Origin of the sequence: Bacillus sp. MM09(2025), from assembly GCF_050496725.1 — a bacterium.
GTDB lineage: Bacteria > Bacillota > Bacilli > Bacillales > Bacillaceae > Bacillus > Bacillus pumilus.
Genome location: NZ_JBNWEN010000004.1, coordinates 2,210,213 through 2,234,601 on the forward strand (window position 1 = coordinate 2,210,213; position 24,389 = coordinate 2,234,601).

The window sequence follows — 24,389 nt, forward strand, 5'->3', positions numbered from 1 at the left end:
TGAAGCAACTTAGAAAGTTGGGAAAAACATGTGGAACAAAAAAACGGGTATGACGATCTTAAAAATGCTTTTTCCGATCGTGATTATCCTTGTCTTAATATTTGTCGCCAAGAAGGAACTGAGCGGCCTTTCCATTAAAAAAACGTTCTATATCATTGACAGCTTGAATCGAATGGACTTGTTTATTCTTGTCTTTCTTGGACTGGTTGCAGTGTTATCGATGTCCTTATATGATTTTATTTTACGAAAAAGCCTGAATATGCCCATCAGCGGCTGGAAAACGATTCGCATTTCTTGGATTGCGAACTCCTTTAACAGTGTCCTTGGGTTCGGCGGTCTATCAGGAGCAGGGCTTAGAACACTTCTATATAAGGAGTACATAACCGATACGAAAAAACTGCTCAAAGGCATTGCCCTTTTGACTTCCTCGGTCCTTTTGGGGTTATCTATTTTCAGCGATCTGATCTTGGTGAGGGTGCTTCCTGTTGAAAGTATTATCAGCCAAGAGCCGTGGCTGTGGGCTTTTGTGATCATCTTTGCTTGTATTGTGCCTATTTACATCATTATGGCGTCCATACGGAAAAGCTCAATTGAGAGCGGTGAAAGCGGACTGAAGCATCCGATTTACGCTTATATTGGTGCATCGTTTTTAGAATGGCTCGCAGCTGGTCTTGTCATGTACATGGCTGTCGTCTCTATGGGGATGAATGTCGATGTCCGGATTGTATTAGGTGTATTTGCGATTGCGTCAATTGGCGGTTTAATCAGTATGGTTCCGGGCGGTTTTGGTTCGTTTGACCTCATCTTTTTATTGAGTATGCAGTACATTGGGTTTGATAAAGAGATGGTGCTGACGGCGCTCGTTTTGTACCGCTTCGTGTACTCGATCTTCCCGTTTATCCTTGGGCTTTGTCTAGCTGCTTATGATTTAACGGGAACGACGCTTAGACGTCTTGAAGGCAATCCCAGAATGGCACCAGCCGTAGAAACAACGAACGTCTTAATTGTGCTGCACCGTGCTTTATTAATCCGTTTACTGTACGGATCATTATCAATTTTAACCTTCGGAAGCGGCTTGCTCATTATGGCGTCTGTTGTCCTTCCTGTCGATCGATTAGGCGTAATTACGAACATCCCACGCTTTTTGTTATCAGGATTTAATGGTCTTTCTTTAATGTTCGGCATTATCCTGATGGTTTTGTCCATTGAAGTGTACAAACGAACGAAAAGATCATACGTGCTGACGATGATCGCACTAGCAGGCGGCTTTGTGTTTACTTTGTTAAAAGGCTTTAACCTGAGTCTCATCTTTATACTGCCAGTCATCATGGCTGTCTTTTTCTCTCTTCGAAATCAATTTGTGAAGCAGCAGGCTCCTTATTCGTTGTATCAGTTTGTAGCGGCTGCCGCTGGTTATTTACTCGTGCTGTTTAACTATAACGTCATCGGCAACTTTATTTGGACCAAAATCGGGCATTTCTTGAGTAAGGATTACCTCGTGCATAATGAACGGCACATCACGATGACAAGCATGATTGCACTTATCGGTGTACCGCTTTTCTTCTTCATTAGTAAATTGATTTTTAATAAGAAAGCATTTCCGATTGGAGAAAAAGCAGATGAGGAAAAACTAAAAACATTTTTAGAAGAAAAGGGCGGCAATGCCCTTAGTCATCTTGGCTTTTTAGGCGATAAAAAATTATTTTTCTCAAGTGATGGAGAGGCGATGCTTCAATTTGGACGTATTGGCCGCTGCGTCATTGTGCTCGGAGATCCCTCAGGACGTAAAGCATCCTATCCACTTGTGCTTGAAGAGTTTTTACAGCAGACAGAAAAAGCAGGCTATCGGGTCGCTTTTTATCAAGTAGAACGGGAAGGGATGGCGCTCTACCATGACTTAGGCTTTCATTTCTTTAAGCTTGGAGAAGAAGCCATGGTCGATTTAGAAACGTTCTCTCTCTCCGGTAAGAAAAAATCAAATTTACGGGCTGTGGCCAATAAGTTTGAACGAGAAGGCTATACGTTTGACATGCTGGAACCTCCTTTTTCAGATGAGCTGATCTCAACCTTAAAACAGATTTCTGATAGCTGGCTTGGAAAGAAAAAAGAAAAAGGGTTTTCGCTCGGCTATTTTCAAGAAGATTATCTTCAAAAAGCACCAATTGCGATACTGAAGGATGAACATGGGGAGATCATTTCTTTTGTGTCATTAATGCCGATGTATCAAGAAGGGGAGATATCGATCGACCTTATGCGTCATATGCATGATGCACCGAACGGGATGATGGATGCGCTGTTTATCCACCTTTTTCAATGGGCGAAAGAAAAAGGCTACAAATCCTTTAACATGGGAATGGCGCCTTTATCAAATGTAGGAACATTTCATCAGTCCTTTCTTACGGAGCGTTTGGCGAGTGTTATTTTCAACAACGTCAGATTTATGTACAGCTTCAGTGGATTACGCTCGTTTAAACAGAAATATAAACCTGAATGGCGCGGAAAATATTTAGCGTATAAAAAGAATACATCTTTACCTGTCACAATGGTGCTTGTCACCAAGCTGATAGGGATGGACCCAAATCGCAACCGGCGTCCATAGATCAAAAACCTTTACCTTTCACTAGGTGAAGGTTTTTTTAGACAAAAGAATAGCAAAAGTGGTAAAGTTGAAGAGTAAGGGGGATGTAAATATGACATTAAATGAATGGTTTGCAAAGGGATTAACTGAACGTACATATGTACACAACATGGAGAAAAACCGAGAAAATCTACTCACGGTGTACAACCAGTACGCAATTCATCAAAAAGAAAAAGAGCTGCTTCAAAAGCTGCAAAAGAAAAAGCTCAGAGCGCTTGTCATCACAGCGGATTGGTGCGGAGATGCGATGGTCAATGTACCAATTTTCATGCGTATTGCAAGTGAAGCACTCATTGAAGCGCGCTATTTCATTCGGGACGAGCATCTAGACCTGATGGATCAGTATTTAACGAACGGAACCGCAAGATCGATTCCGATTATCGTGATCATTGATCAAGACGGGAATGAAGTAGGAAAATGGGGACCACGCTCAACAGAAGCACAGCGCTTTGTTGATGAGAAAAAACCAGACAAGGATGCTCCTGATTTTGAGGAAGCTTTTCAAGTATTTGCGAAAGAAGCCGCACATCACTATACGACAGATCGTTACTTATGGAAAGATATTGAGAAAGAAATAGTAGAAGTTTTGGAAAAAATATAAACCAAAAGACTACTTCGCCGCAACGGGAAGTAGTCTTTTTTTATCTTGTTTTTGCGTTTCACCTACAAAACACCGCATAAAGATGTAGAAAAACCGCAGAATTCTACAAAAAACCGCAGAAAACCGCAACGCATCACGATTTTCCCAACCATTTTTAGTTGAAAAACCTCATATGTGCCATGAAAACCTCAATTTTGCCCTTATCTAAAGGCTCATATAACGCACGTTGGTTTGCTTTTTCCCAATACAAGAGGCCCAGCAACTATAGTAATCTAGTTGTAATCTCCTTTGAACGAACTAAAAAACAAATGACGGAAAAGGGCTGGCGATCAATCTATGAAAAAAATCATTTATCTCGATCAAGAAAAAAAGAAGCTCGCTGAATCGAAAAAAAGAGAACAGCGTTCCATCAAATCACTTAGGCTGCTTGTGTTTTATGACGGGCAAAGTCCTTCATGTGCAAAAGCGATAGACTTGTTGAAAGCTCTCGATTGGAAGAACCGTATTCATTTTGAATCCTTTCGACACTCGCAGCTGCTCAAACTGAACAAAATAAGTGAAGAAAAGGCAGAAAAGCGAATCGTGTCAATTTCCTTAGCCAAAAACCAAAAAAATTCGGGGATCTATACATTGCTGAAAATTGCTTGCAATATCCCTGCATTATGGGGAACGATCCCATTCATCGTGCTCAGCATTTGGTTAGGCTTTGGGCAGCATGCGTACGATTACTTTGCGAGAAAACGGTATGTTCATTCAGTCAAACAAGTCACCCGTCCTGATACAGATCAACAGAAGACCATTTAATGAATAGGAAAAGCATGACCTTCGATCGGCAGAAGGTCATGCTTTTTTGTAATAGGGGACATATGATGCAAGATGATGAAGCAGCGTTTTCGTGTAGGACATATAGGTACGTTCGTCAAGCTCAGAAGCCGCATAGGAAAGCAAGGTTCTTAGAGCAAACAAGTACTCACTGTGCAGCTCATTATGTTTAAAGTAAGGAAGGGCTGCTTCGATCAAATAGGTTTTCAAATCAAGAGGGTTTTCCTCAATCATCAATTTATAGATTTTGATCATATATAAACAGTTTGGCTGAATACGAGGCTGTTTTAACAGCTCATGTATGTAAGGAAGTGCCTTTTTGCGGTCGTATTCAGCATATAATGTCGCGATTTCATACAGAGTTTCACAGTAACGGTCTTCTATCTGTTCTTGATTAAAGTAATTGAGTGAATCTAGTAAATAAGGCACAGCTGAAGAGAAATCACCTTCCCGTTTTAAGAGTACACCATAATAAAAATATGCGGTCATTTTAATATAGGCATCAGGATAAAGGGATGTGTGCAAAATCACTTCTTTTAAATATTTCTTTGCCGTTTGAAAGGCTTTTAGTTCCAGTGAGATCACGCCATGAATGAGTGTGCAGTGAATGATCCGTTTGAAATTGTTCTTTTGTCTATATAAATCCATCGCTTGATGGGTTGCTTCAAGCGCATCACCAAGATGTCCCATGTTTCCAAGTGCTTTTGCATAGTGATAATACAGGTCACTTTGTTCAACAGACGCATAAGAAAAGCAGCTCTCCAGTTTCTTTATGCCTTCTTCAAGCTGACCATTTTTAATGAGATGAATGCCATCTAGATATTCAAATATTTCTTTTTCCGTTTCAATAAAGGTTTTTTCAAATTTTTTCAGCACGCGGTGTGTTTTTAAGGCAAGCGGCTGCTTGTCCGATAATAAATAAAATTGAAATAAGGACAAATGATACTGAATGCCTAAATCCAGCGAAAAGAACTGTTCCTCGTGCTGAATGATCATTTCTGCATTTTGTTCCGCTTGATCGAGTGCATAGAAATACATATTCATTTGAAACTCATCCAAGAGTGACAGCAGGTGACGCGCCTTTTGTGACAGCGTTTCTTGACTGATGCCGAGTCGTTCAAGCAATAAATTGATCGTATCTTGATTGGCCTCTTTTGAGCCATTTTCGATTTTACTTAAATGAGAGACAGAACAAATTCCTTCTGCCAATTCAGATTGGGTCATATTTTGTTTATACCGGTAGAGCTTAATGATTTGCCCGATATTGATTTTCATTCCATCCAGAAGCCTCCCTTCCAATCATGGGTTGAAAGCCTTTTGACAAAAGAACCGAATCAGACAAAATGGGAATACCTGAAATCATTTCATCATCTTGGCTTTTTTATCAAAATTTGTTTAAAACGTAATATGATTGTAACATTACTTGAAAAACTCAAACAACTTTTTAGCAGACGGGATGGGAAACATCATTTGCAACTGTTCGAAATGATGTTTATAATGTGAATGAGAATCAATTTCAATTAAGATTGATTGAAAGGATGACACATATGCCAGAAATCAAACAACAAACAGAAGCGTTAACGGTACGAGACGCTGTCAGATATAGACGATCCATTCGGAAGTTCAAAGAAACGCCTGTGACCATTGAGCAGCTTCAGCCGTTATTAGAGGATGCGGTCTATGCACCGAATCATAAAATTACGGAGCCGTGGCGCTTTCTATATGCGGTGACGGATGAAGCGAAAGCGACATTTGTTGATCGCTTCGTTGCGTTCTTCAAACGCAACAATCCAGATGCAAAGGAAGAAAAGATCAATCAATATAGAGATTACTTTTCAAAAGTTCCAGCCCTTTTACTTGTAGTGTTAAAGGAAGACGAAAACCCAGTAGTGAGAAATGATGATTTTGCCGCTGTGAGCGCACTCATTCAAAACTTCCAGCTGCTTGCTTGGGATCAAGGAATCGGTATGGTCTGGAAGAGCGGCCGCATCTTATACGACAAAGGCTTTCAACAGGACATGGGTCTAAAGGAAAACGAGCGGTTTGCTGCCATCCTTCATATTGGTTATCCAGAAGAGGTGCCTGAGGAAAAATCACGTCAGAAAGCATCAAGTCTTCTTACTGAAATCAAATAAAAGAAAAGCAGACCGCTGTAGGGTCTGCTTTTTACTTATTGTTTTTTGGCGCGCTGGTCGGCTGCTTTCATACGTGCCATTGCTTTTACGTCATTCGGATCTGCAAGTTCTTTGGAAAATTCAACATATTCGCCATCCGACTCTTGTGCTGCAAGTTCGTGATTGGTTTTTTGGTGTTGGTCTTTTTTCAAAGCCTTTCCCTCCTTTACAAGATCACTTTAGTTATGTGCTTGTTGGAGTGGAATATCCATCTTATTTGTTTCTTTTTTCTGCTGCTCTTTCCGCTTTTTTGAATTCCTGCTGATACAGGACTTCCTGGGTTTTCTTCAGCTTTGAAGTTGGCTGGTGTTCTTTTTTCTTCATCAAAATCGCCCCCTCATCTCATTTCTAATAGGATGGGTGTTTTTGACAAAAATTATTCCTTTGAATGCAAAATCGCTTCTTTTAATTCAGGATGCAAAAAGTCATAAGAAGAAAGCAATGCCTTCTTTGGCAGCGCACGCTGACCTTCTAAAACAAGTAATGACATTTCGCCAAGTGCCGTTCGAATGACAAAGGATGGGACCTTCAGCCAGTGAGGGCGGTGAAGGGTAGACGCTATCGTTTGTCCAAGCTGTTTCATTTGAACAGGTTTCGGTGATGTGACATTGAGTGGACCTGAGATGTCGTCATTGTGTATGGCATAAGCAATGAGATGTGCTACATCTTCAACATGAACCCATGAAACCCATTGCGAGCCAGAGCCAATCGTTCCGCCGGCAAATAGTTTATATGGCAGTGTCATCAGTGGCAAGGTACCTTTTTCTCCTAACACGACGCCGAAGCGTGTGTAGACGGTACGAATGCCGAGTGCTTCAATCTTTTGCCCCTCAGCTTCCCAACGCTTGGATGTATGACTTAAGAAATCAGTATCCGCAGGAGGTGATTCCTCTGTAAAATCTCCTGTTTGAGACGTGCCATAAATTCCGACAGCACTTGCTTGAATGAGCACAGATGGTTTCGATTCCTGCGCTTCTATAATGCGCCTTACTTCTTGTGTGGATTGAATACGGCTAGAGAGGATGCCTTCTTTTGCCTTGTCTGTCCAGCGGGTGAAAATGGATTTTCCAGCAAGGTTAATCCAGACATCAATCGCAGGCAATTCATGCTCAGGCGCAGCACCTTCTGTCAGCCACTGCACATAGTATAAATGATTTTGTTCGGATTCCTTTGGATTTCTTGTTAAAATATATAGATGATGTCCTTCAGCAGCGAGCACTTTCGTGACGTGCTGGCCGATAAAACCGGTTCCTCCGGTGATGGCGATATTCAATTGACATCTCTCCTCTCATATACATACCTATATCTTTCACGAATTTGAATCAGAAGAAACATCCTGACTGTTTGAAAAAAGGAGTGATCACAGGATGCCCTATATTACAAAAATCTCCGCTCAGAAAAACAATACAGAGCGGGTAAACATCTTTCTTGATGAAAAGTACGCGTTTAGCGTGGATCTAGATGTGCTCGTCCAGCACGATTTGAAAAAGGGAAAAGAGCTGGACGAAGCCGATATCATCGACATTCAATTCGGTGATGCTGTGAAAAAAGGATTTCAGCAGGCCGTCGATTATTTATCCTACCGAATGAGATCGGTGAAAGAAGTCACCGATTACTTGACGAAAAAAGAAATCCCGGCACCTGCCATTAGTGAAATTATACACAAATTAAAGCATTACAAGTATGTAAATGATCTTGAATTTGCGGAAGCCTATGTCAGCACCCACCGTAAAACGAACAGCAAAGGGCCGTCCGTCCTGAAAAAAGAGCTAAAGCTCAAAGGGATAGATGATGACAACATTGAACAAGCACTATCGCAATATCCTGATGACTTACAGCTGGAGGAAGCTGTGAAGCAGGTTCAGAAGCTTGTGAGAAAAGAAAAAAATCGTTCCGCAAAAGAGATCGAGCAGCGCATCAAGCTGCAGCTGCAGCGAAAAGGATTTTCGTTTGAGATCATTGATAAAGCCCTTCAAGAAGCCTATGATGGACAAGAAGAGGAAAAGGAAGAAGAAGCGCTCCTTTATATGATGGAGAAGGCAAAACGAAAGGTAGGATACGACGGATCATTTGAAAAGAGGATGAAGGTGAAGCAATTTTTATTCAGAAAAGGCTTTGATCTCGACACAATTGATCACGTTTTAGACAAAGGGGAATGACAGATGGACAAACGTTATAGTGAGATTACGGAATACGAATTGAAGCAGGAGATAGCCTCTCTTTCTGAAAAAGCACGAAAGGCTGAGCAGCTTGGCATTGTGAATGAATATGCCGTCTTAGAACGGAAAATCGATATGGCCAAAGCCTACTTAGTAGATCCAGCCTTGATTCAAACGAAAACGACTTATCAAATCAAAGATACAGATGAAGAGTTTTACGTGGAATATTTAAATGGTGTATTTGCGTGGGGACACAGAGTATCAGCCCCAAATAAGGAAGATGCACTGCCAATTTCAATGCTTACGAAAAAGGACTGATCCGAGAGATCAGTCCTTTTCTTTACTTCGAACGTTGTTTACGGACGTTGTTCTGAAGTACGATGTCGTGCTGCGTTTGCTGCGTTTCTCCGTTGACCTGAGAGGCAGAATGCTTTGCATTCGCCCATGGTTGAGGGTAAGCGGTTGTCCTTAATTGAACAAAGTCTTCCATATACGATTTCCCATTTGAACTCATATCTCAAGCACTCCCTTTGGAAAAATTAGCGTTTCCCTGATGCCCTCATTCGTTCCTGTGGACGTGTATTCGTCTCACCATTCGGCCTTTTAGACGCATAAGCATCTGTGGCGCCTGGCTCGCCTTCAAATTTGTGATTCACTTGATTTGGAAAGCCTTTTGCTTTATTACGCATATCGATTCCCTCCAAACAATACAAATCATTTGCGTCTTTTGAAGACGTAAGGGTAGTATATGAAAAAAGAGGTTTTTTTAAAAAGGCACTTTCTGCTAGATGAAGGAGGAACCGACATGGAACAATACTTTGAGCGATTAACAGAACAACTGATGGAAAAAAACAATATGCTGACATATGACGAAGCACGTACATGGGTAGAGCTGCTTTGGAGTGATTTTGAAACGACCTATGCAAAGGCTGGCCACAAGTATAAAGGACAGGAAACAACTGAACGGATTGTCCAAGAGTGGATTGAGAGCTACGGTGCGCAGCTGCATTTATTCCAAAATAAACAATCGAAGGCAAACGAGCATCTACAAGAGCAGAATAAAGGGCTGCTTCATTAAAAGAAGTGCCCCTCATCTTTTTCAATAAATAGGAAAATATATAAATGAGTAAACAATTTTATGAAACAATACCCAGTCTGTGATCGAAATTACAGGCTTTTTACAATGGTTAAACTTAAAATTACATTAAATTCATCTTACTGAAAATCACTGGAAATAAAACTTTGATATAATGGAACGATTAAAGAGACATGTAATTTATGGATAATAAAAAAGGGTTTCGTTTCCTGATAAAAAAGGAATAATGAACATATCAGACTATGTGAAAAAAGTGAAGAGAAGGTGCGATATGGAACGAGAATTGCTCTCTGTTATAATTCCTTCTTACAATGAAGGTGAAAACATCAGACGAATCTTTGAGGCACTCGAGGAAGAGTTTCGCGATTTTCATTATGACTTTGAAATCATTTTTGTGAATGATGGAAGCAAAGACAATACACTTCAATATATGAGAGAGCTCTCTCGCAAAAGTGCAAAGGTCAAATATATTTCCTTCTCACGTAACTTTGGGAAGGAAGCCGCTATTCTGGCAGGACTTGAATATGCGAAGGGAGTAGCTGCGATCATCATGGACGCCGACCTGCAGCACCCAACGTATTTGATTCAGGACTTCGTCAGAGGATATGAAGAAGGCTACCATCAAGTCATTGCCAAACGGAACCGTAAAGGAGACAGCAAGCTTCGCTCTTACTTATCATCCATGTACTATAAAGTGATGAACAAGGTAGTCGAAGTGGACTTGCGTGATGGCGTGGGAGATTTCCGCTTAATTTCGCGCCAAGCAATCGATGCATTGCTTCAGCTGAAAGAAGGAAATCGTTTTTCTAAAGGGCTTTTTTGCTGGATTGGGTTTGAAGAAAAGGTCATCTATTATGAAAATGTAGAAAGACAGCATGGTGATACAAAATGGTCATTAAAGAAGTTGTTTAACTACGGCATAGATGGTGTCATTTCTTTTAACAACCGCCCGCTGCGTATTTGTTTTTATACTGGCATACTGATCTTATTCCTCTCTTTGATTTACATCGTGGCCACCTTTATTCAAATCGTCAAAACGGGCGTGATAGTACCTGGTTATTTCACTTTAATATCGGCTGTGCTTTTCCTCGGAGGTGTCCAGCTTTTGAGTCTAGGTGTGATTGGTGAATATATTGGCCGCATTTATTATGAAACGAAAAAGAGGCCGCATTATTTGATCCAAGAATCAAATGTCATGCAGCAAGAGACAAGCTCAAAGGAACAAGACCGAGTGTTAACACAGTTATTTAAATAACGTGGAGTCAAATAACCGGCAAGCACGAATCGCTTGCTGGGTTGTTTTGTTTCAAAGAACAATGGATCTTTTGTGGAAAGGATTTAGATGATGAAACGTAGATGGATAATCATTGGAATGTGCCTCATTCTCGCATTATTAGGCCACTCCTTTTTCTTATATGAATATACGCAAGGCCGGTACATGACAGGAGATGGGGATGGCATTTCGCAAATGCTCCCATTTAAAAAGCTGCTGTATGACGAATATGTCAAAGGGAATTTCTTTTATTCCTATCAATTCGGTCTAGGCGGCGGTACATACACGCAATTAGGGTATTATTTCACAACGTCGACGGTCTTTATGGTGACAGTCGCTGTCGTCTGGCTGATGAATGCGCTCCATCTCATACAGTCAACAGACATCCATTTTTGGGCAAATGCCGTCATTTGGCTGAGCGTGATCAAGCTGACGCTTATTCTTTTCATCGCTTACCGTGTGCTTCTTTCAATGGTTCAAAATAGATTGGGTGCACTGACAGGTGCCGCAATCTATGGATTATCTATTGTATATTTCCGGCATCAAACGTTTTGGGAATTTTTCACCGACAGCATGATGTGGCTCCCGCTGCTTGTGCTTGGGGTGGAGCGGATATTCAAAACGGGTAAGCCCGCTTGGTTTATTGCGAGTTGCAGTCTGATGCTGATCAACAATTTTTACTTTGCTTATATTCACTTTATCTTTTTAGTGATCTATCTTGTCTTCAGATATATGATCAAGCTGCGAAGTGAGGAGCACGGGTGGAAAGTATTTTGGACACTTGCGATCTCTACGCTGTTATCTTTTGGGATCAGTGCCGCCTTTTTTATCCCGTCTGTTTATGGCTTTCTTAACAATATAAGACCGCCGTATGAACAGACCATTCCTTGGTTCGAGCTGCATGATCATCTGCTGTTTACGAGCAGGGTGTATTTATTACCTGTGATTTTTCTCATTTGTATGTTCCTCGTTCCGCTTTACCGGAACAGGTGGTTTTTCATGTTTACATCGATCAGCGTTCTGCTCATTGTTTTTCACTACAGTCCAAAGATGGCGAGCGTGTTTAATGGTTTTTCAGCACCGCAATACAGATTTGAATACATTCTTGCCTTTACAGTTGGAGCGGTCGTTGCCATCACGATCAAGCATTTCTCACAAATCGAGTGGAAGTGGAAAAAGCGTGCGGTCTTAGGCGCTTGGATCGTGTTCCTTCTCGCTGTCGTCCTTTCAGAACGAGCAAAGGGAAACATGGATGTCATTGTGTTTACAGGTATAGGACTGCTTGTGATCAGCTTGTTCTTCCTATGGATGCATGCGGAAAAACGTCAGCACCTTCGTCTCTTTTCAGCTGTGCTTATTGCCATCAGCTTACTGACAGCAGGCGTGTATCAGCAGGGATACTTATCTGAAAGAAGCAATATTAAGAGCGTATCAGATACGTATCTGAATAGTGAGGCATATGCTGGACATGAACAAATGAAGCTCATTCAGCAAATTCAAAGCCGTTCAAAAGATCCGCTCGCCCGGATTGATTGGATGAATGGCGTGCGAAACAATACCCCATTATTTGAAGGCTTCCAAGGCATGAGTGTGTATTCAAGTATATTGAATCAGTATTTGCTCAATTTCTACTGGAATGACCTGCAAATCGATATGGGAAGGGAAAGTGTCAGCCGTTATGCAACAATGGGGGACAGGGCGAATTTATACAGTCTAACCTACGGGAAGTATTATATGAGAAACAGCATGATGCCTTACTCACCACCAGCTTATTTTAAGCCAATCTTGAAAAGTGAGCATTATGAGGTATATGAAAATACTCGGTCACTGCCATTTGCAAGAACAACGAGCACCGTTTATTCAGAACAATCCTTAAAGGATGCCTCAGCACTTGATAAAGAGCATGCGATGCTGCAAGGCGTGATTTTAGACAAAAAAGGTAACACTGAAATCGAGCGCGCAGCAGATCGAATCAAAGATACGAGTATTCATACAGAACAAGCTGTATACGAACATGGCGTGCTTGATGTATACGGGGATATGGGCGGTATGAATATCACACTGCCAGATGACATCGCTCGCGCTGGGGATGTGTATGTGAGTTTTTATGTGAAGCGGACAGACCGTAACGAAGGGTTTCAGTTATCCGTTGACGACTATGTTACATCTCGAAAAAGCAATACATCCATCTACAAAACAGGTGTCAATGAAGTGACGATTCGGGTCCCTGCGGAAAAGCTTCTCTCCATTCGAGTGCCAAAAGGGACATATGAGCTCAATCAACTGAAGCTGTATCATGAACCGTACCGCGTTCTAGAGAAAGCATATGAAAAAGAAAAACAGGATGATGGTAGCCAGCAAGTAAAGCTTAAAAATAACCGTTTTACGATTTCATATGATAACAAGCGCGGTGATAATTATATGGTTCTGCCAGTACCATATGAAAAAGGCTGGGAGCTCACGGTAAACGGTCAGCAGACTGATATTGAACAAGCCAATTACGCCTTTATCGGTTTTCCAATAGAAAAAGGCAAAAACGAGATTGTGCTAACCTACTATCCGCCTTATATCAGAATTCTCGCATTGATTTCACTCGTCAGTTTGATTGGTGCGATCCTCTATGCACGGAGAAAACACAAGAAACACCACTTTTCATCATAAGTGGTGTTTTTTTATCTTTCATCTCATACGTAAGTTTCTTCATCCCATTCAATCGTGTATTCGTTCATTTTTTTATCAATATCGTTTTGAATACTCATGTGCTGAAATAGCGCATTCAATTCTTCTGTCCTCTTTCTTCGATCCTTTTCATAATAATAGAACGCATCTCGATAATCATGGTCCCTTAGCATCTTTGCTATGAGCATGGCATCTTCTAGACTATACGATGCTCCTTGACCAACAAAAGGGTTCGCCGTATGTACCGCATCACCTACAAGAACAACACGTCCTTTTGACCACACAGGAAAATCCTTAATTTCATAGATACTTCTTGGAAAGAACATATTTGTATGATCGATGATGTCAGAAAGGTGTTTAGGAATGTTCCAATGTTCCATTTGTTTATATAATAACTGACGGATGGTTTCTTTATTGGCTTTCTCAAAATGTTTTGTAGGTAACTTCTCAGGACACTGAGAGAAAGCTTGCCATAAAATATTCATTTTATTTGTTGGATGCGCTTTTCCAAAAATGAATTGAAAGTTTCCGTCATTGTAAAAATAACTTGTTGTCTCATCCAATACAAAATCCTTCACAAACGATACTCCTTGTAGTCCCCAAAAACCGCTATAATCTAATTTAGCATTAAACGCAATAGCCTCTCTTGTTTTCGAAAAAGTTCCATCTGCTCCTATTACAATATCACCTGTTATCTCAGTTTCATCTTCAAAAACAACCTGAACGGAATGAGGCTGCTGTTTGATTGAGATTAACTTTTTGTTGTATTTCACTTCTATTCCTTGACGGTGAACTTCTTTTAAAAGTGATTTGATGATTTGGTCTCTCATGACGTTCAGTAAAGGAGCATCATAATATTTTTCACTATAATTGTGAAAGATCGCTTCTACTTCATTTTCACTGTTTATTTGCTGGATCTTCTTTATCACTGTTGCATTTGCTATCACTTCATTTTTACACCCGATTCCATCCAAAATCTTTACCCCATTCGGAGAGAGTAAAAAACCTGCTCCTGTTTCTAATTCTTCATCTGACCTGCTTTCATAAATCGTACTTTCCATTCCAGCCTTTTTTAAAAATAAAGCAGTAGCCAATCCTGCTACACCACTGCCGATAATGATCACATTTTGAGATTTCATTATTTTTCCTCCCTTTTTATAAACAGACCGGTCGGTTTATTTTAGTGCAAAAAAATAAGCTTTTTCATTTAGGACAGCGTATCACAATTCCCCCCTTTTCATTTGGTAATTAAAGTATATGATAATATGTTATAAATGATTTCGCAAGAATGAAACTAACCAATTTCTTTTGAAAACATGAAGGGGATAACAAAATATGAACAAAGACACCGTGATAAAACACTACGAACACACCCTTGAATGGGTACTGTCACTAGCGGATGTAACAGACGAAGAATGGCGCCGCACTATTGCTGATGGGAAGTGGAGTATTGCTGAGATCATCGCACATTTTGTTCCGTGGGATGAATTTATTTTACACGATCGCCTAAAGGAATTTTGGAACAATAAAGCGTTACCTCAGGCACCTGATGTGCATGAAATGAATCAGCAGTCAGCCGAAAGAGCAAGAAAGGAAGAGAGAAGCGAGACGATCGGGCGATTTATTGCTGTTAGAACAGAATTGCTTCAAGAAATGAAGAAAATCGAAGCATCTCGCTGGACTACACCTTTTCTGATCGGTCAAACCGAGCTGACGTTATCAAGTTATTTTCCAGGTTTGATTAAACATGATCTTCATCATATGGAGCAGGTCAAACAAGCGCTCTCCACAAAAAGACGATAGCGCCTCACGAAGCTTCCTTATCAAACGAAAACGTCGCATAATCAAACAAAAAATGAAATAGCCAAAGACTAAGCGCAAAGAGAATTTCTTCAGAAGTAGTCAGCAAAATGCCGTCAACCAATTCGTCTGATACATAGACAGCACCCCAAATAAACAAAAGGTGAAGTAAAACGGCATAGAAAACGATAGATCGTTTTTTGGACCGACACTTACGAACAAACCGCATGAGCACGTGTTCCAGATGTTCAAAAGAGATCCCAAGTACAACATAGATGCCCATAAACAGTAGCAGCGATAAAATCGAATGATAAAAAGCGCCCGTCAAATGAAAGAACAGCACACAGAACAACAAAAATATGTAACAGACAGCCGACGCCGCCATGAGCCATTTCAGCCCTTGCCATAAAGCGTAAACAGATTGCTGCATGGGTAAACAACACTCCTTTACATGAAGATACCTGCAAAAAGGACAGCCTTTTTGCAGGAAGGTGGAATTAATCCTCTTTTTTAGTCGCAGCGATGACAGGGTGTTTTTCAGTATCAAGCAATTTCAAGAATTCTTCACCTTGATCTAAATGATCAAGAACAAGCTGTTTCGGTGTGACTGCAAGCCACTGATTCAGTGAGATATCTGCATAATGGTCGCTCTTGAAGATTTCTAAGAAATAAAGTGGTTCGTCACCTGTATTTTCTACATAATGCCCCATCGCAAATGGCACATAGCCAACGTCTCCCGCCTGATAGTTAAAGGTTCTCGCATGTCCATCAGAAGCAAAGACCGTCATTCGTGCCTTTCCAGAAATGAAATATTGCCATTCATCCGTATTTGGGTGCCAGTGTAGCTCACGAATGGCACCTGGATCAACTTTCACTAGAGCAGAGGCAATCGTTTTAGAGGCTTTGAAATTGGTAGAATCCGCAATCCACACTTGTCCGCCGCTTGACGTAATCGGCTCTTGCTTTAACAGCTCATATTTAAAGGAGTTCGGGACTTCTCCTTGCTCTGTTTTCACCTTGTCACACTCAAGGGAACCAGGAATTCCTTTTTGGAAAATATACTTCTCTTTCTCTGGCAGTTTCTCAAATTGCTCCTTTGTCATTCCAAAGTTTTGGAGCACAACTTCTTCTGGCGTATGGGCAAGCCAATCAGTCACTTGGAACGTACTATTTTCAGAGAAGGAACCATCATCAAACACAAGCAAGAATTCAGCTCCCGGTTCAAGTGCTTGAATAGAATGCGGCAAGCCTGAAGGGAAGTACCACAAATCACCCTCTGTCACATCCTCTGTAAAATTGCGCCCCTCTGCATCAACCGATGTAATTCGGGCTTCCCCATAAATCATGTACGCCCATTCCGCTTCCTTATGCCAGTGCAGCTCGCGAATCGCACCAGGCTTTAGCCGCATGTTAACAGAGGCAAGACTTTTAGAAATTGGCAGTTCACGCACCGTTACCTCGCGGGCATAGCCGCCTTTTTCTAAACGGTTGTGCGTATCAGAAAAAGAATATTTCATGTTGGGAACCGTTCCATGATCGGTTTCTGGTGGCGTGAGCATATCTGGGTTTTGTCTGTCTCGCTCGAGATTACGTGGAATTTTGACCGTTGCTCCTTTTTCTCCTCGAATCGGCTGTGGTACACCATTTTGCTTTTCACTCATGATAAAATCCCCTTTCAACATCGTATTGTGTGAGGTGACAAAAGGCCTTTCATTTCGCCCTCGTTTTCATAAGGTGAAACGAATCAAGAAGATGTCAATCTGATTCATCATTTTTTTGAACAGCGACCAATCGTTGGATGAGCTTGCTTAATTCATCAAACTTTCGTTCAAAACGTGTCAGCAAATAAACCGTCAAAATGGCAGGAAAGCCAGCCTGACCGAGCTGTTTCAGCCATTCCTCCGAAAAAAAGGTCTCCATTTGTCTCACCTCCCAGCGGATGCTCGTCTTCTTTATAAGTGGTATGAAAGAAGAAATAGGAAATCAAAGGGGGAGAAAATGAACCATTAGACCCGTTTCACAAAGTTTACTTTTTTTAACTTTTGTCCACTTAATGCAAGTAGAGAGAACAAAGGGGAGGATGCACATGGATTATCGGCTGTTATTGAAAGCAAAATGGAATGAAATCGTTGATCACCCGCTCATTCAGCAATTTTTAAGCAATCCTAAAAACCAGCAGCTGCTTAGGCAAGTCATGGAAGAGCCAAACGAAGAAAATGCGAAAAAACTAGATTCTGAGTTCAAGCAGTTTTATCAAAAAATCCGCATCATCAAGTATATTTCCACAATGATCCGCATCTTTTCAGTCGACTTTGACAAACGAGTAAAAAAGAAACAGCAGCGTTTTCCGCTCATACTCGATCACCCTGATACGCAAGAAGTGAAAGACCCAGTTCAAACAGATACGTATGAAGCCGTGCTCTTCAACCAGCAAGACCTAGGAGAGCATCTGCAAGATCAAACGTTGTACAAGGCCTATCAGCAGCTCACAGACAAACAAAAAATGGTCTTAACCCAAATCTATGTCGAAGGCCAAACGATGAAAGAAATAGCCGATCAGTTAGGCGAAACAAGACAAAACATCTCAAACATACACAAAAAAGCGCTCAACAAACTAAAAGAAGAAACAGGGGGAGATGTCCGTGCAAGAAGACAAAATGACCAATGGAGAAATGGAAGAACTCATTGAAACCTTCACACCCATGATCAAAAAGAAACTACAAAACACGGCATATCAAGAAAGAGAAGACCTCGAACAAGAACTCTATATCAAACTCATCGAAAAAGTGGACTGGCTGATTTATCAGGAGGGACCTGGCTTCTGGGAGTTTATTGTGGAATATATGACGAAGTTGTAAGAGGAACTGATGGTGCGAATGTGAGGTGAACATAAAATCCCCGGGGTATTCGCACCTTTTTATTCGACAAAATTGAGAAAAAATGTATATTTTATGAAGGGAAAAACAAAATTCTTTATTGAAAGTTGTGGATTTTGCCTATCATTTCCTAAAAAATGTTACAATTAGGGCAGAAATCGCAGTCGCACTCTACATGAGTGCGTGGATTGAAATATTGACGCTTTACTTTCATATAGGCTGTCATAGTCGTCGCACTCTACAAGAGTGGATGGATTGAAAATTTGAATTGGCAGCATCATAGACCAAGCACCCCCGGACTGGCCCAGTAGTCCATGTTTTTAAATGAATTCAAAGCTGTTGATGAAACAGCGAAATAAGTATGATTATCATCAGTAATAGTTTTTAATTAAATAGGATTAAGAGAGATTCGGTGCGAATGTGAGGTGAACATAAAATTCCTGAGGCATTCGAACCTTTTTATTCGACAAAAATGAGAAAAAATGTATATTATTTAGAGGTGAAAACAAAATTCCATATAGAAATTGAGGGTTTTGGCTATCATTCCCTAAAAAATGTTATAATTAGGGCGGAAATCGCAGTCGCACTCTACATGAGTGCGTGGATTGAAATAGCTTTGTTGGAAAGATCGGTCAGTACAAAGGAAGTCGCACTCTACATGAGTGCGTGGATTGAAATCTTTCACTTGAACGTTATCAACAATCCATCCACCTGTCGCACTCTACATGAGTGCGTGGATTGAAATGATTTCTTCGTCTGTTAAATCTTCATAGTATTTGTCGCACCCATATATGAGGTGCGCATGGTTTTCAATGATTGTGTCTTAAACGGTTATGACTAACTTAAAGATCATCTTCTTACAACATCCTCTTTCAAATAGCCATCAAATATACTGTTCATTTGTATAGTGAAAACATGACTCATTGCAGTCATGTTTTTTTCTTCTTCTTTTTCCTAAATAAACCTTAAAAAATCTCAAAATAAGTCGAAATGAAAAGTAGTTATTTAGATTCAAATTTTATCCATTCGTAATGTGGTGAAGGAGGAATTGGTTTGGGTGAAACGGAGCGAACCGGTAAAGTGGAGCAGCTGATCTTAGAGAATTATCAAAGATTAAACAGCATGATATCAGAAGAAGTGGACTTTGCTTCTAATCATGGTGGGCTGACAGGGGATTCTAGAGAAGTAATGTGGATGGAGTTTTTTCGGAAAATCATTCCTAAAAAATATTCATTAGCACAAGGTGTCATCATTATTGACTCAGAAGGAAATCATTCTAACGAAGTCGATATTGCCGTATTTGATGAACAGTATACACCGTATGTCTTCCAACACAATTCGTTGAAGTTTATACCGATTGAGGCGGTTGCGGTTGCTATTGAATGTAAAAGTTCAAATTTCGATGTTGATAATTTAAAAGTTTGGTCTGACAATATAAAAAAATTAGTACCGAAAACAAAAGGAATAGCTAGGATGGCCGCCCAAGGGGTTGTCATGGTTGAAAATGATACACAGAAACGAACACGTCCTATTTTAATTTTAGCAAGTAATTTAAAAAGGCAAACAGCAAATTCATCTTCAAAGATGTTTGAAATATTAGACAAAGCATTTGACTTTATACTTATGAAACAAAAGAGTGTATTTCATTTAAGAGCTCCTAATGAAGGTGAACACCTAGGATGGTGGGCTAATGAATTAAATTGTTATGATCCAGAAAGATCTAGGGAACAAGAGGATGAAGAAAAGAAAGAAAATAGTGAGAAAAATAAAGGTGATAGTAAAGACAAAGTGATTTCGAACAAACTCAGTGAATTACGTATTGATCACAATGAGCTGTTAACGCTAAATTTCCAATTAAATCAATTGCTGATGCTCATTAACAATCCCATGTTTTTCCCTCACTATGCATATGCCGAGCTATTTCAGAAACAGATAACGAAGTGAAGAAAGGAGAGCGACATGACAAGGGAATCTAGTAAACCCAAAACGAATTGGCATGATGTGAAACATGCGATTGACACGAACATTCATGAAGACCAAAGACTTTTTAAAGAGCCGCTCACTATTCATTTAGTTACGCCAATGTTTGGGGGAGGGCCCCAATCAAACTCAATTGATCAAGACAGACCGATTCGAGAAAGTGCAATTCGTGGACATCTTCGTTTCTGGTGGCGTGCAACTCGAGGAGCTGCCTGCAAAAATGCGAATGAATTATCTAAAAGAGAAGCAGAGATATTTGGTCATACAGAACAAGCGAGTCAAATTCAAGTGGTAACGCATTATGAGAAAGACGAATTGAAAAGAAATTCAAAATCATTTTTAAATAAGAAAAATCATCCTTTTCCACGGTATGTTCTTTCAAATATGAAAGATCAAACACCATACCTCATGAAGGCGCAATTTTCTTTAAATATCCGGTTATCTAAAAAAACAACCCAATTTGAGTTAATCAAAAAAGAAGTTGAAGCAGCATTATGGGCTTGGATCAACTTCGGTGGACTTGGGTCAAGAACGAGACGTGGGTGTGGCAGTTTATATTGCAAGCAATTTTCACCATACAACAAGAGGACAAAAAGCCAATTGGAAAAATGGTTTGAGCAAAAACTTTTAGAATATGACATCCAATTGCCAGCATCAAGTCGAGAATGGCCGACGCTTAGTCGTGAATTCAAAGTACAGGCATTTCCATCATCAATTATCTCAAGCTGGCGATCCGTCATTCAGACATATGAAACATTTCGAAGAAGATCAAACCCGAATAAAAAAATGGGGAGAAGTTGTTGGCCGGAAGCAGATACTATTCGTCTGTTAACAGGTAAGGCTAAATCAGGTCATGAAACCCCATATCCAAAAGAGAAACCATTTGAATATCAAGCATTTCCTAGAGCTCAATTTGGTTTGCCTATTCAGTTTCGATTTGCTCCTAAAGATAAGGGGAAAGACCCAAATCCTACAACGCTCCTACCTAAAGGAAAGGATCGTTTGGCTTCACCACTCATCTTAAAACCGTTAGCTATTAATCAAAAGGAATCAGTGGGCATGGTGATGGTGTTGCAGCAACCAAAGATCGAAGCTTTATCGCTTTTAGGGGACAGAAAGCCTTTGCCCGATGTGACAGATGAACAAAGTATCTACCCAACAGCCACCTACTCAAACAACCCATTACAAGACGAGAGTGGCTGTACGCACTCATCGGCGATTCAAGCCTTTTTACATAGCAAGGAGGTGCAAACATTTTGTCAGAAGAATTACAAAAACAAACATTAATGCTATTTTCGATAGGGCCTGTTCAAGAATTTATTGCGCAAGCAAGGCGGACGCGTGATTTATGGTTTGGCTCTTTTCTTCTATCTGAATTAAGTAAAGCAGGAGCGAAGAAATTTCAAGAACTGGGTGGAACGCTTATTTTCCCTGTGTTCAACGAATCCTCTGCAAAAACAAACAACGCACCAAACAAAATATTGGGAGGAATTTCACACGAACAGCCTTCCTCCATTGCAAGACAAGTGAAAAAAGCAATCTATGACAAATGGAAGGAATACGCAGACTTTGTTAGAGAAATAGTTGATCCTTATATTCAAATAGGCACATGGAATCGACAAGTAGATGATTTAATAGAATTTTATGCTGTGTGGACTGAGATGCAAACTCAAGAGGAAGCGGCAAATGCGTCCGCAAGTCCATATCATATGGCTCTTCAAGAAGTCGAAGGTTTAATGGCTGCAAGGAAGACTTTAAGAGATTTTAAACAAAATGAGCCAGGGGCGTTATTCGGTGAACCAAAATCATCACTTGATGGTGGCCGGGAATCAGTTTTCCAAAAGCAAAAAACACCACAGCAAGTGGCGCAACTTGCTAAATGGGGAATTGGTGAACATGAATCATTAGATGCGATTTCAGTGATCAAACGATTATCTATACATAAGCACCCGAGTATGACATTTCCATCAGTCTGCGATAAAGCGTTTGCTCCCTATCAAAACATGTTGAAACAAAATGAACAGAAGAAAGTAGCCACACAATATGTGAAAGATGTAGAAACATATCTTGAGAATATGAATCTAACAGTAGCCCCTATTGATTTAAGTGAGGCATCGCTTTTTTATGAAAGAAGAATTGAAGATTTTCTTGAACAACGAGGACTTGTTGGAATAGCACGAACAGAAGCGAAAAATGACATCACACAGCTGCTCGAAAAATATTTCAAAGGTGAATACAGCAAGCATCACGGCCAGCCGATCAAACCACCAGTACCTTCACCTTACTATGCCTTTCTCATGGCGGATGGAGATAAGATGGGCAGCCAACTGCGAAATATACAGCATGTAGAAAGTCATATTGCATTTTCTAAAACGCTCTCAACTTTTGCTTTAAAGGCAAGTGAGATTATTTCTAAATGTGAAGGTACATTGATCTATGGTGGTGGAGATGATGTCATGGCTTATGTACCGGTGCACCAATGCTTAGAAGCAGCTGGGAAATTACAAAGTGAATTTGTTTCAACGATGAAGGCTCATCAACATAGTGAGACACCTCCTTCGATTTCAATTGGCATCGCCATCGTTCATATGCTTGAGCCTCTTGAAGAAGTAAGAAGCATGGCACGTCAGGCTGAACAATATGCAAAACAAGAGCGAAATTCATTAGCGATTCATTTCCAAAAGCGAGGCGGAGGAGACACAATGAATATCTCAGTCTCTTTTCAAATAGATCCAGTGGCCTCTATCCAAGAGATGACGACATGGTTAAAACAGTCTTATTTCACATCTGGCTTTGCATATGGCTTACGAGAGTTGTATCAAACATACGAACAGTCTTCATTTAAAAAACAGCCAGCAATTTTAGATGAACTCATTCCACTAGAGATAAGACGTCTTGCATTCAAAAAGAAAACGGAAGCAAAAACAGAGCAAGAAACGAAAGAGTGGATCGATCAATTGATTGCGAAGTATATACCGAAGAAGAATGCATTAGAAGAATTACATACAATCGCTGAATGTATGATCATTGCTCTTCAACTAGAGGAGGTAAGTGGACATGCCTGAAAGATGGTTTCACATTCAACCGCTTGATCCGTTGCTTATTCGTGATGCACGCCCATTTCAAAGTGTACCAGGTATACGGGCGCGTTCACTAAACGATGTTCCGCCAAGTGTGGTCGCAGGAACACTTCGTACAGCTCTAGCGAAGAAACGACAATCAATCAAACACACGACGTCACTTTCTTATTATGCAAAATCTCTTGTGCGAGGTCCTTTATATCGTTGGCATGATCATTTATATGTGCCAATGCCTCATGACCTTGAGTTATTTGATGATGAGTATGGCATATATCAAGTGAGACCAAAGCCAATGATGTCGGAAGGACAGGGCTTTTTTGGTACAGGAAAAACAGGCCGTTTTAGTGAGGCATTATGGCCGCCAATTGGAGCTGGTGCTCGTAAAAAAATGAAATCGCCGCCTGCTTTTGTATCACTAAAGTGGATGGTGAACTGGCTGACAGACGCAGTGGATGAGAGTCAGGTGAAGGAAGCCTTGACTGAATACCAACACATGCAGAAGGAAAATCATTCGTTCAAAAATGATGCACCACCTGCATTTATTCCAGCATTACAGCGTCAGGAGCGAACACAAATTGAGGTGGAAACTGGCAGTAAAAGAGCAAAAGATCAGCATCTATTTTCAACTGAATCGCTCTTATTCCCAGATGACTTTAAACTGGAGGCAGGAATAGATTTATCTACTGAAGAGTCAGAAGAATTAAAGCCTTTCTCAGGGATTCACCCAATCGGTGGTGAACGGCGGCTGGCTCATATAGAAGACCGGCCACATGTATACCAACAAGATTGGACATGTCCGGATGCTATTAAAGAATCGCTCAAAAACAAGCCGTATGTTCGCATGATATTGGTGACACCTGCTTATTTCAGTAAAGGATGGCAGCCCGGATGGCTGGATGAACAGCTCATGTCAAAACCACTATTTGATACAAATGTACGACTCAAATTGGTTTGGGCATCTGTTCCATATTGGCAGCCTATCTCTGGATGGAGTTTAGCAAATAAAGACAAAGGGCGTGAAAAAGCAATACGCCGCTTAGTCCCTGCGGGTAGCGTTTACTTCTTTACAGTAGAAGAAGGAGATCCAGCAGAACTGGCCGAAAAAATGTGGCTTCAATCAGTATCCGATCGTAACCGGCGCAAAGAAGCGTTTGATCGTGAAGATGGCTGCGGGTTAGCACTTTGGGGAACATGGAAGCCGAATGAATAAG

General features: G+C 40.6%; 26 protein-coding genes. 16 read left to right on the top strand and 10 right to left on the bottom strand.

Annotated features, from left to right (window positions below):
- The first annotated feature begins 28 nt into the window (after positions 1-28).
- The 3 genes from mprF to ACQYAC_RS17310 all read left to right on the top strand — a co-directional run bounded on the left by mprF (position 29) and on the right by ACQYAC_RS17310 (position 4,043).
- Positions 29-2,599 carry a bifunctional lysylphosphatidylglycerol flippase/synthetase MprF gene (gene mprF / locus ACQYAC_RS17300; protein WP_429943773.1) on the top strand — a complete coding sequence of 857 codons (2,571 nt, stop codon included), beginning with the start codon at positions 29-31 and terminating at the stop codon, positions 2,597-2,599.
- Between the two features lie 91 nt (positions 2,600-2,690).
- On the top strand, positions 2,691-3,239 hold the full coding sequence (locus ACQYAC_RS17305; protein ID WP_058015766.1) for a thioredoxin family protein: 549 nt from the start codon (positions 2,691-2,693) through the stop codon (positions 3,237-3,239).
- Positions 3,240-3,575: 336 nt separating this feature from the next.
- Positions 3,576-4,043: a thiol-disulfide oxidoreductase DCC family protein gene (locus ACQYAC_RS17310; protein WP_058015767.1), complete on the top strand. Its 468-nt coding sequence runs from the start codon at positions 3,576-3,578 to the stop codon at positions 4,041-4,043.
- Between the two features lie 36 nt (positions 4,044-4,079).
- Here ACQYAC_RS17310 and ACQYAC_RS17315 read toward each other — a convergent pair whose 3' ends face one another.
- Positions 4,080-5,336, bottom strand: coding sequence for a transcriptional regulator (locus tag ACQYAC_RS17315; protein WP_061407125.1), 1,257 nt, complete (start codon positions 5,334-5,336; stop codon positions 4,080-4,082).
- 272 nt (positions 5,337-5,608) lie between these two features.
- Here ACQYAC_RS17315 and ACQYAC_RS17320 point away from each other — a divergent pair, with 272 nt between their 5' ends.
- Positions 5,609-6,196: a nitroreductase family protein gene (locus tag ACQYAC_RS17320; RefSeq protein WP_061407129.1), complete on the top strand. Its 588-nt coding sequence runs from the start codon at positions 5,609-5,611 to the stop codon at positions 6,194-6,196.
- Between the two features lie 35 nt (positions 6,197-6,231).
- Here the strand turns inward: ACQYAC_RS17320 and ACQYAC_RS17325 are convergent, their stop codons facing one another.
- From ACQYAC_RS17325 to ACQYAC_RS17335, 3 genes are all read right to left on the bottom strand, one after another.
- Positions 6,232-6,387: a YfhD family protein gene (locus ACQYAC_RS17325; RefSeq protein WP_012009317.1), complete on the bottom strand. Its 156-nt coding sequence runs from the start codon at positions 6,385-6,387 to the stop codon at positions 6,232-6,234.
- Between the two features lie 61 nt (positions 6,388-6,448).
- Positions 6,449-6,559 carry a YfhE family protein gene (locus tag ACQYAC_RS17330; RefSeq protein ID WP_017358836.1) on the bottom strand — a complete coding sequence of 37 codons (111 nt, stop codon included), beginning with the start codon at positions 6,557-6,559 and terminating at the stop codon, positions 6,449-6,451.
- 52 nt (positions 6,560-6,611) lie between these two features.
- Positions 6,612-7,508 carry a TIGR01777 family oxidoreductase gene (locus ACQYAC_RS17335; RefSeq protein WP_429943774.1) on the bottom strand — a complete coding sequence of 299 codons (897 nt, stop codon included), beginning with the start codon at positions 7,506-7,508 and terminating at the stop codon, positions 6,612-6,614.
- A gap of 94 nt (positions 7,509-7,602) precedes the next feature.
- On the opposite strand from ACQYAC_RS17335, the gene recX reads away from it, so the two are divergent.
- Positions 7,603-8,394: a recombination regulator RecX gene (recX, locus tag ACQYAC_RS17340; protein ID WP_268497959.1), complete on the top strand. Its 792-nt coding sequence runs from the start codon at positions 7,603-7,605 to the stop codon at positions 8,392-8,394.
- A gap of 3 nt (positions 8,395-8,397) precedes the next feature.
- On the top strand, positions 8,398-8,712 hold the full coding sequence (locus tag ACQYAC_RS17345) for a YfhH family protein (protein WP_429943775.1): 315 nt from the start codon (positions 8,398-8,400) through the stop codon (positions 8,710-8,712).
- Between the two features lie 22 nt (positions 8,713-8,734).
- Here the strand turns inward: ACQYAC_RS17345 and ACQYAC_RS17350 are convergent, their stop codons facing one another.
- Both ACQYAC_RS17350 and ACQYAC_RS17355 read right to left on the bottom strand, forming a co-directional pair.
- Positions 8,735-8,908, bottom strand: a complete 174-nt coding sequence (locus ACQYAC_RS17350; RefSeq protein WP_003217811.1) for a YpzG family protein — start codon at positions 8,906-8,908, stop codon at positions 8,735-8,737.
- Positions 8,909-8,933: 25 nt separating this feature from the next.
- Complete coding sequence (locus ACQYAC_RS17355) at positions 8,934-9,083, bottom strand: small, acid-soluble spore protein K (RefSeq protein WP_003217849.1); 150 nt, start codon at positions 9,081-9,083, stop codon at positions 8,934-8,936.
- 116 nt (positions 9,084-9,199) lie between these two features.
- Here ACQYAC_RS17355 and ACQYAC_RS17360 point away from each other — a divergent pair, with 116 nt between their 5' ends.
- The 3 genes from ACQYAC_RS17360 to ACQYAC_RS17370 all read left to right on the top strand — a co-directional run bounded on the left by ACQYAC_RS17360 (position 9,200) and on the right by ACQYAC_RS17370 (position 13,424).
- Entirely contained in the window at positions 9,200-9,472 is a 273-nt protein-coding gene (locus tag ACQYAC_RS17360) for a YfhJ family protein (RefSeq protein WP_003217809.1), read from the top strand.
- Between the two features lie 289 nt (positions 9,473-9,761).
- Positions 9,762-10,745: a glycosyltransferase family 2 protein gene (locus ACQYAC_RS17365; protein WP_212046482.1), complete on the top strand. Its 984-nt coding sequence runs from the start codon at positions 9,762-9,764 to the stop codon at positions 10,743-10,745.
- 87 nt (positions 10,746-10,832) lie between these two features.
- Complete coding sequence (locus tag ACQYAC_RS17370) at positions 10,833-13,424, top strand: YfhO family protein (protein WP_429943776.1); 2,592 nt, start codon at positions 10,833-10,835, stop codon at positions 13,422-13,424.
- Between the two features lie 23 nt (positions 13,425-13,447).
- Here ACQYAC_RS17370 and ACQYAC_RS17375 read toward each other — a convergent pair whose 3' ends face one another.
- Positions 13,448-14,581, bottom strand: a complete 1,134-nt coding sequence (locus ACQYAC_RS17375) for an FAD-dependent oxidoreductase (RefSeq protein WP_429943777.1) — start codon at positions 14,579-14,581, stop codon at positions 13,448-13,450.
- Between the two features lie 196 nt (positions 14,582-14,777).
- Here ACQYAC_RS17375 and ACQYAC_RS17380 point away from each other — a divergent pair, with 196 nt between their 5' ends.
- A complete protein-coding gene (locus ACQYAC_RS17380; RefSeq protein WP_429943778.1) occupies positions 14,778-15,245 on the top strand; it encodes a DinB family protein in 468 nt (155 codons plus the stop codon).
- A 4-nt stretch (positions 15,246-15,249) separates the two neighbouring features.
- On the opposite strand, the gene ACQYAC_RS17385 is transcribed toward ACQYAC_RS17380, so the two are convergent.
- The 3 genes from ACQYAC_RS17385 to ACQYAC_RS17395 all read right to left on the bottom strand — a co-directional run bounded on the left by ACQYAC_RS17385 (position 15,250) and on the right by ACQYAC_RS17395 (position 17,162).
- On the bottom strand, positions 15,250-15,672 hold the full coding sequence (locus ACQYAC_RS17385) for a regulatory YrvL family protein (RefSeq protein ID WP_429943779.1): 423 nt from the start codon (positions 15,670-15,672) through the stop codon (positions 15,250-15,252).
- Between the two features lie 67 nt (positions 15,673-15,739).
- Positions 15,740-16,903 carry an oxalate decarboxylase family bicupin gene (locus tag ACQYAC_RS17390; RefSeq protein ID WP_061407145.1) on the bottom strand — a complete coding sequence of 388 codons (1,164 nt, stop codon included), beginning with the start codon at positions 16,901-16,903 and terminating at the stop codon, positions 15,740-15,742.
- A gap of 94 nt (positions 16,904-16,997) precedes the next feature.
- The gene (locus ACQYAC_RS17395) at positions 16,998-17,162 is read right to left on the bottom strand and encodes a YvrJ family protein (RefSeq protein WP_003217819.1); all 165 of its coding nucleotides are present in this window, start codon (positions 17,160-17,162) and stop codon (positions 16,998-17,000) included.
- Positions 17,163-17,328: 166 nt separating this feature from the next.
- Between ACQYAC_RS17395 and ACQYAC_RS17400 the strand changes: the two genes are divergently transcribed.
- The 6 genes from ACQYAC_RS17400 (at position 17,329) to cmr3 (ending at position 24,388) form a co-directional block, all read left to right on the top strand.
- The gene (locus ACQYAC_RS17400) at positions 17,329-17,931 is read left to right on the top strand and encodes a sigma-70 family RNA polymerase sigma factor (RefSeq protein ID WP_429943780.1); all 603 of its coding nucleotides are present in this window, start codon (positions 17,329-17,331) and stop codon (positions 17,929-17,931) included.
- On the top strand, positions 17,879-18,100 hold the full coding sequence (gene rsoA / locus ACQYAC_RS17405; protein ID WP_047947016.1) for a sigma-O factor regulator RsoA: 222 nt from the start codon (positions 17,879-17,881) through the stop codon (positions 18,098-18,100). Before ACQYAC_RS17400 ends, rsoA begins: the two co-directional genes overlap by 53 nt.
- A gap of 1,071 nt (positions 18,101-19,171) precedes the next feature.
- Positions 19,172-20,062 carry a DUF6602 domain-containing protein gene (locus ACQYAC_RS17410; RefSeq protein ID WP_429943781.1) on the top strand — a complete coding sequence of 297 codons (891 nt, stop codon included), beginning with the start codon at positions 19,172-19,174 and terminating at the stop codon, positions 20,060-20,062.
- A 15-nt stretch (positions 20,063-20,077) separates the two neighbouring features.
- The gene (gene cmr1, locus ACQYAC_RS17415; RefSeq protein WP_429943782.1) at positions 20,078-21,385 is read left to right on the top strand and encodes a type III-B CRISPR module RAMP protein Cmr1; all 1,308 of its coding nucleotides are present in this window, start codon (positions 20,078-20,080) and stop codon (positions 21,383-21,385) included.
- Positions 21,355-23,163: a type III-B CRISPR-associated protein Cas10/Cmr2 gene (gene cas10 / locus ACQYAC_RS17420; RefSeq protein WP_429943783.1), complete on the top strand. Its 1,809-nt coding sequence runs from the start codon at positions 21,355-21,357 to the stop codon at positions 23,161-23,163. The genes cmr1 and cas10 overlap by 31 nt, the downstream gene beginning before the upstream one ends.
- Entirely contained in the window at positions 23,156-24,388 is a 1,233-nt protein-coding gene (cmr3, locus tag ACQYAC_RS17425) for a type III-B CRISPR module-associated protein Cmr3 (protein WP_429943784.1), read from the top strand. The genes cas10 and cmr3 overlap by 8 nt, the downstream gene beginning before the upstream one ends.
- Position 24,389: the final 1 nt, after the last annotated feature.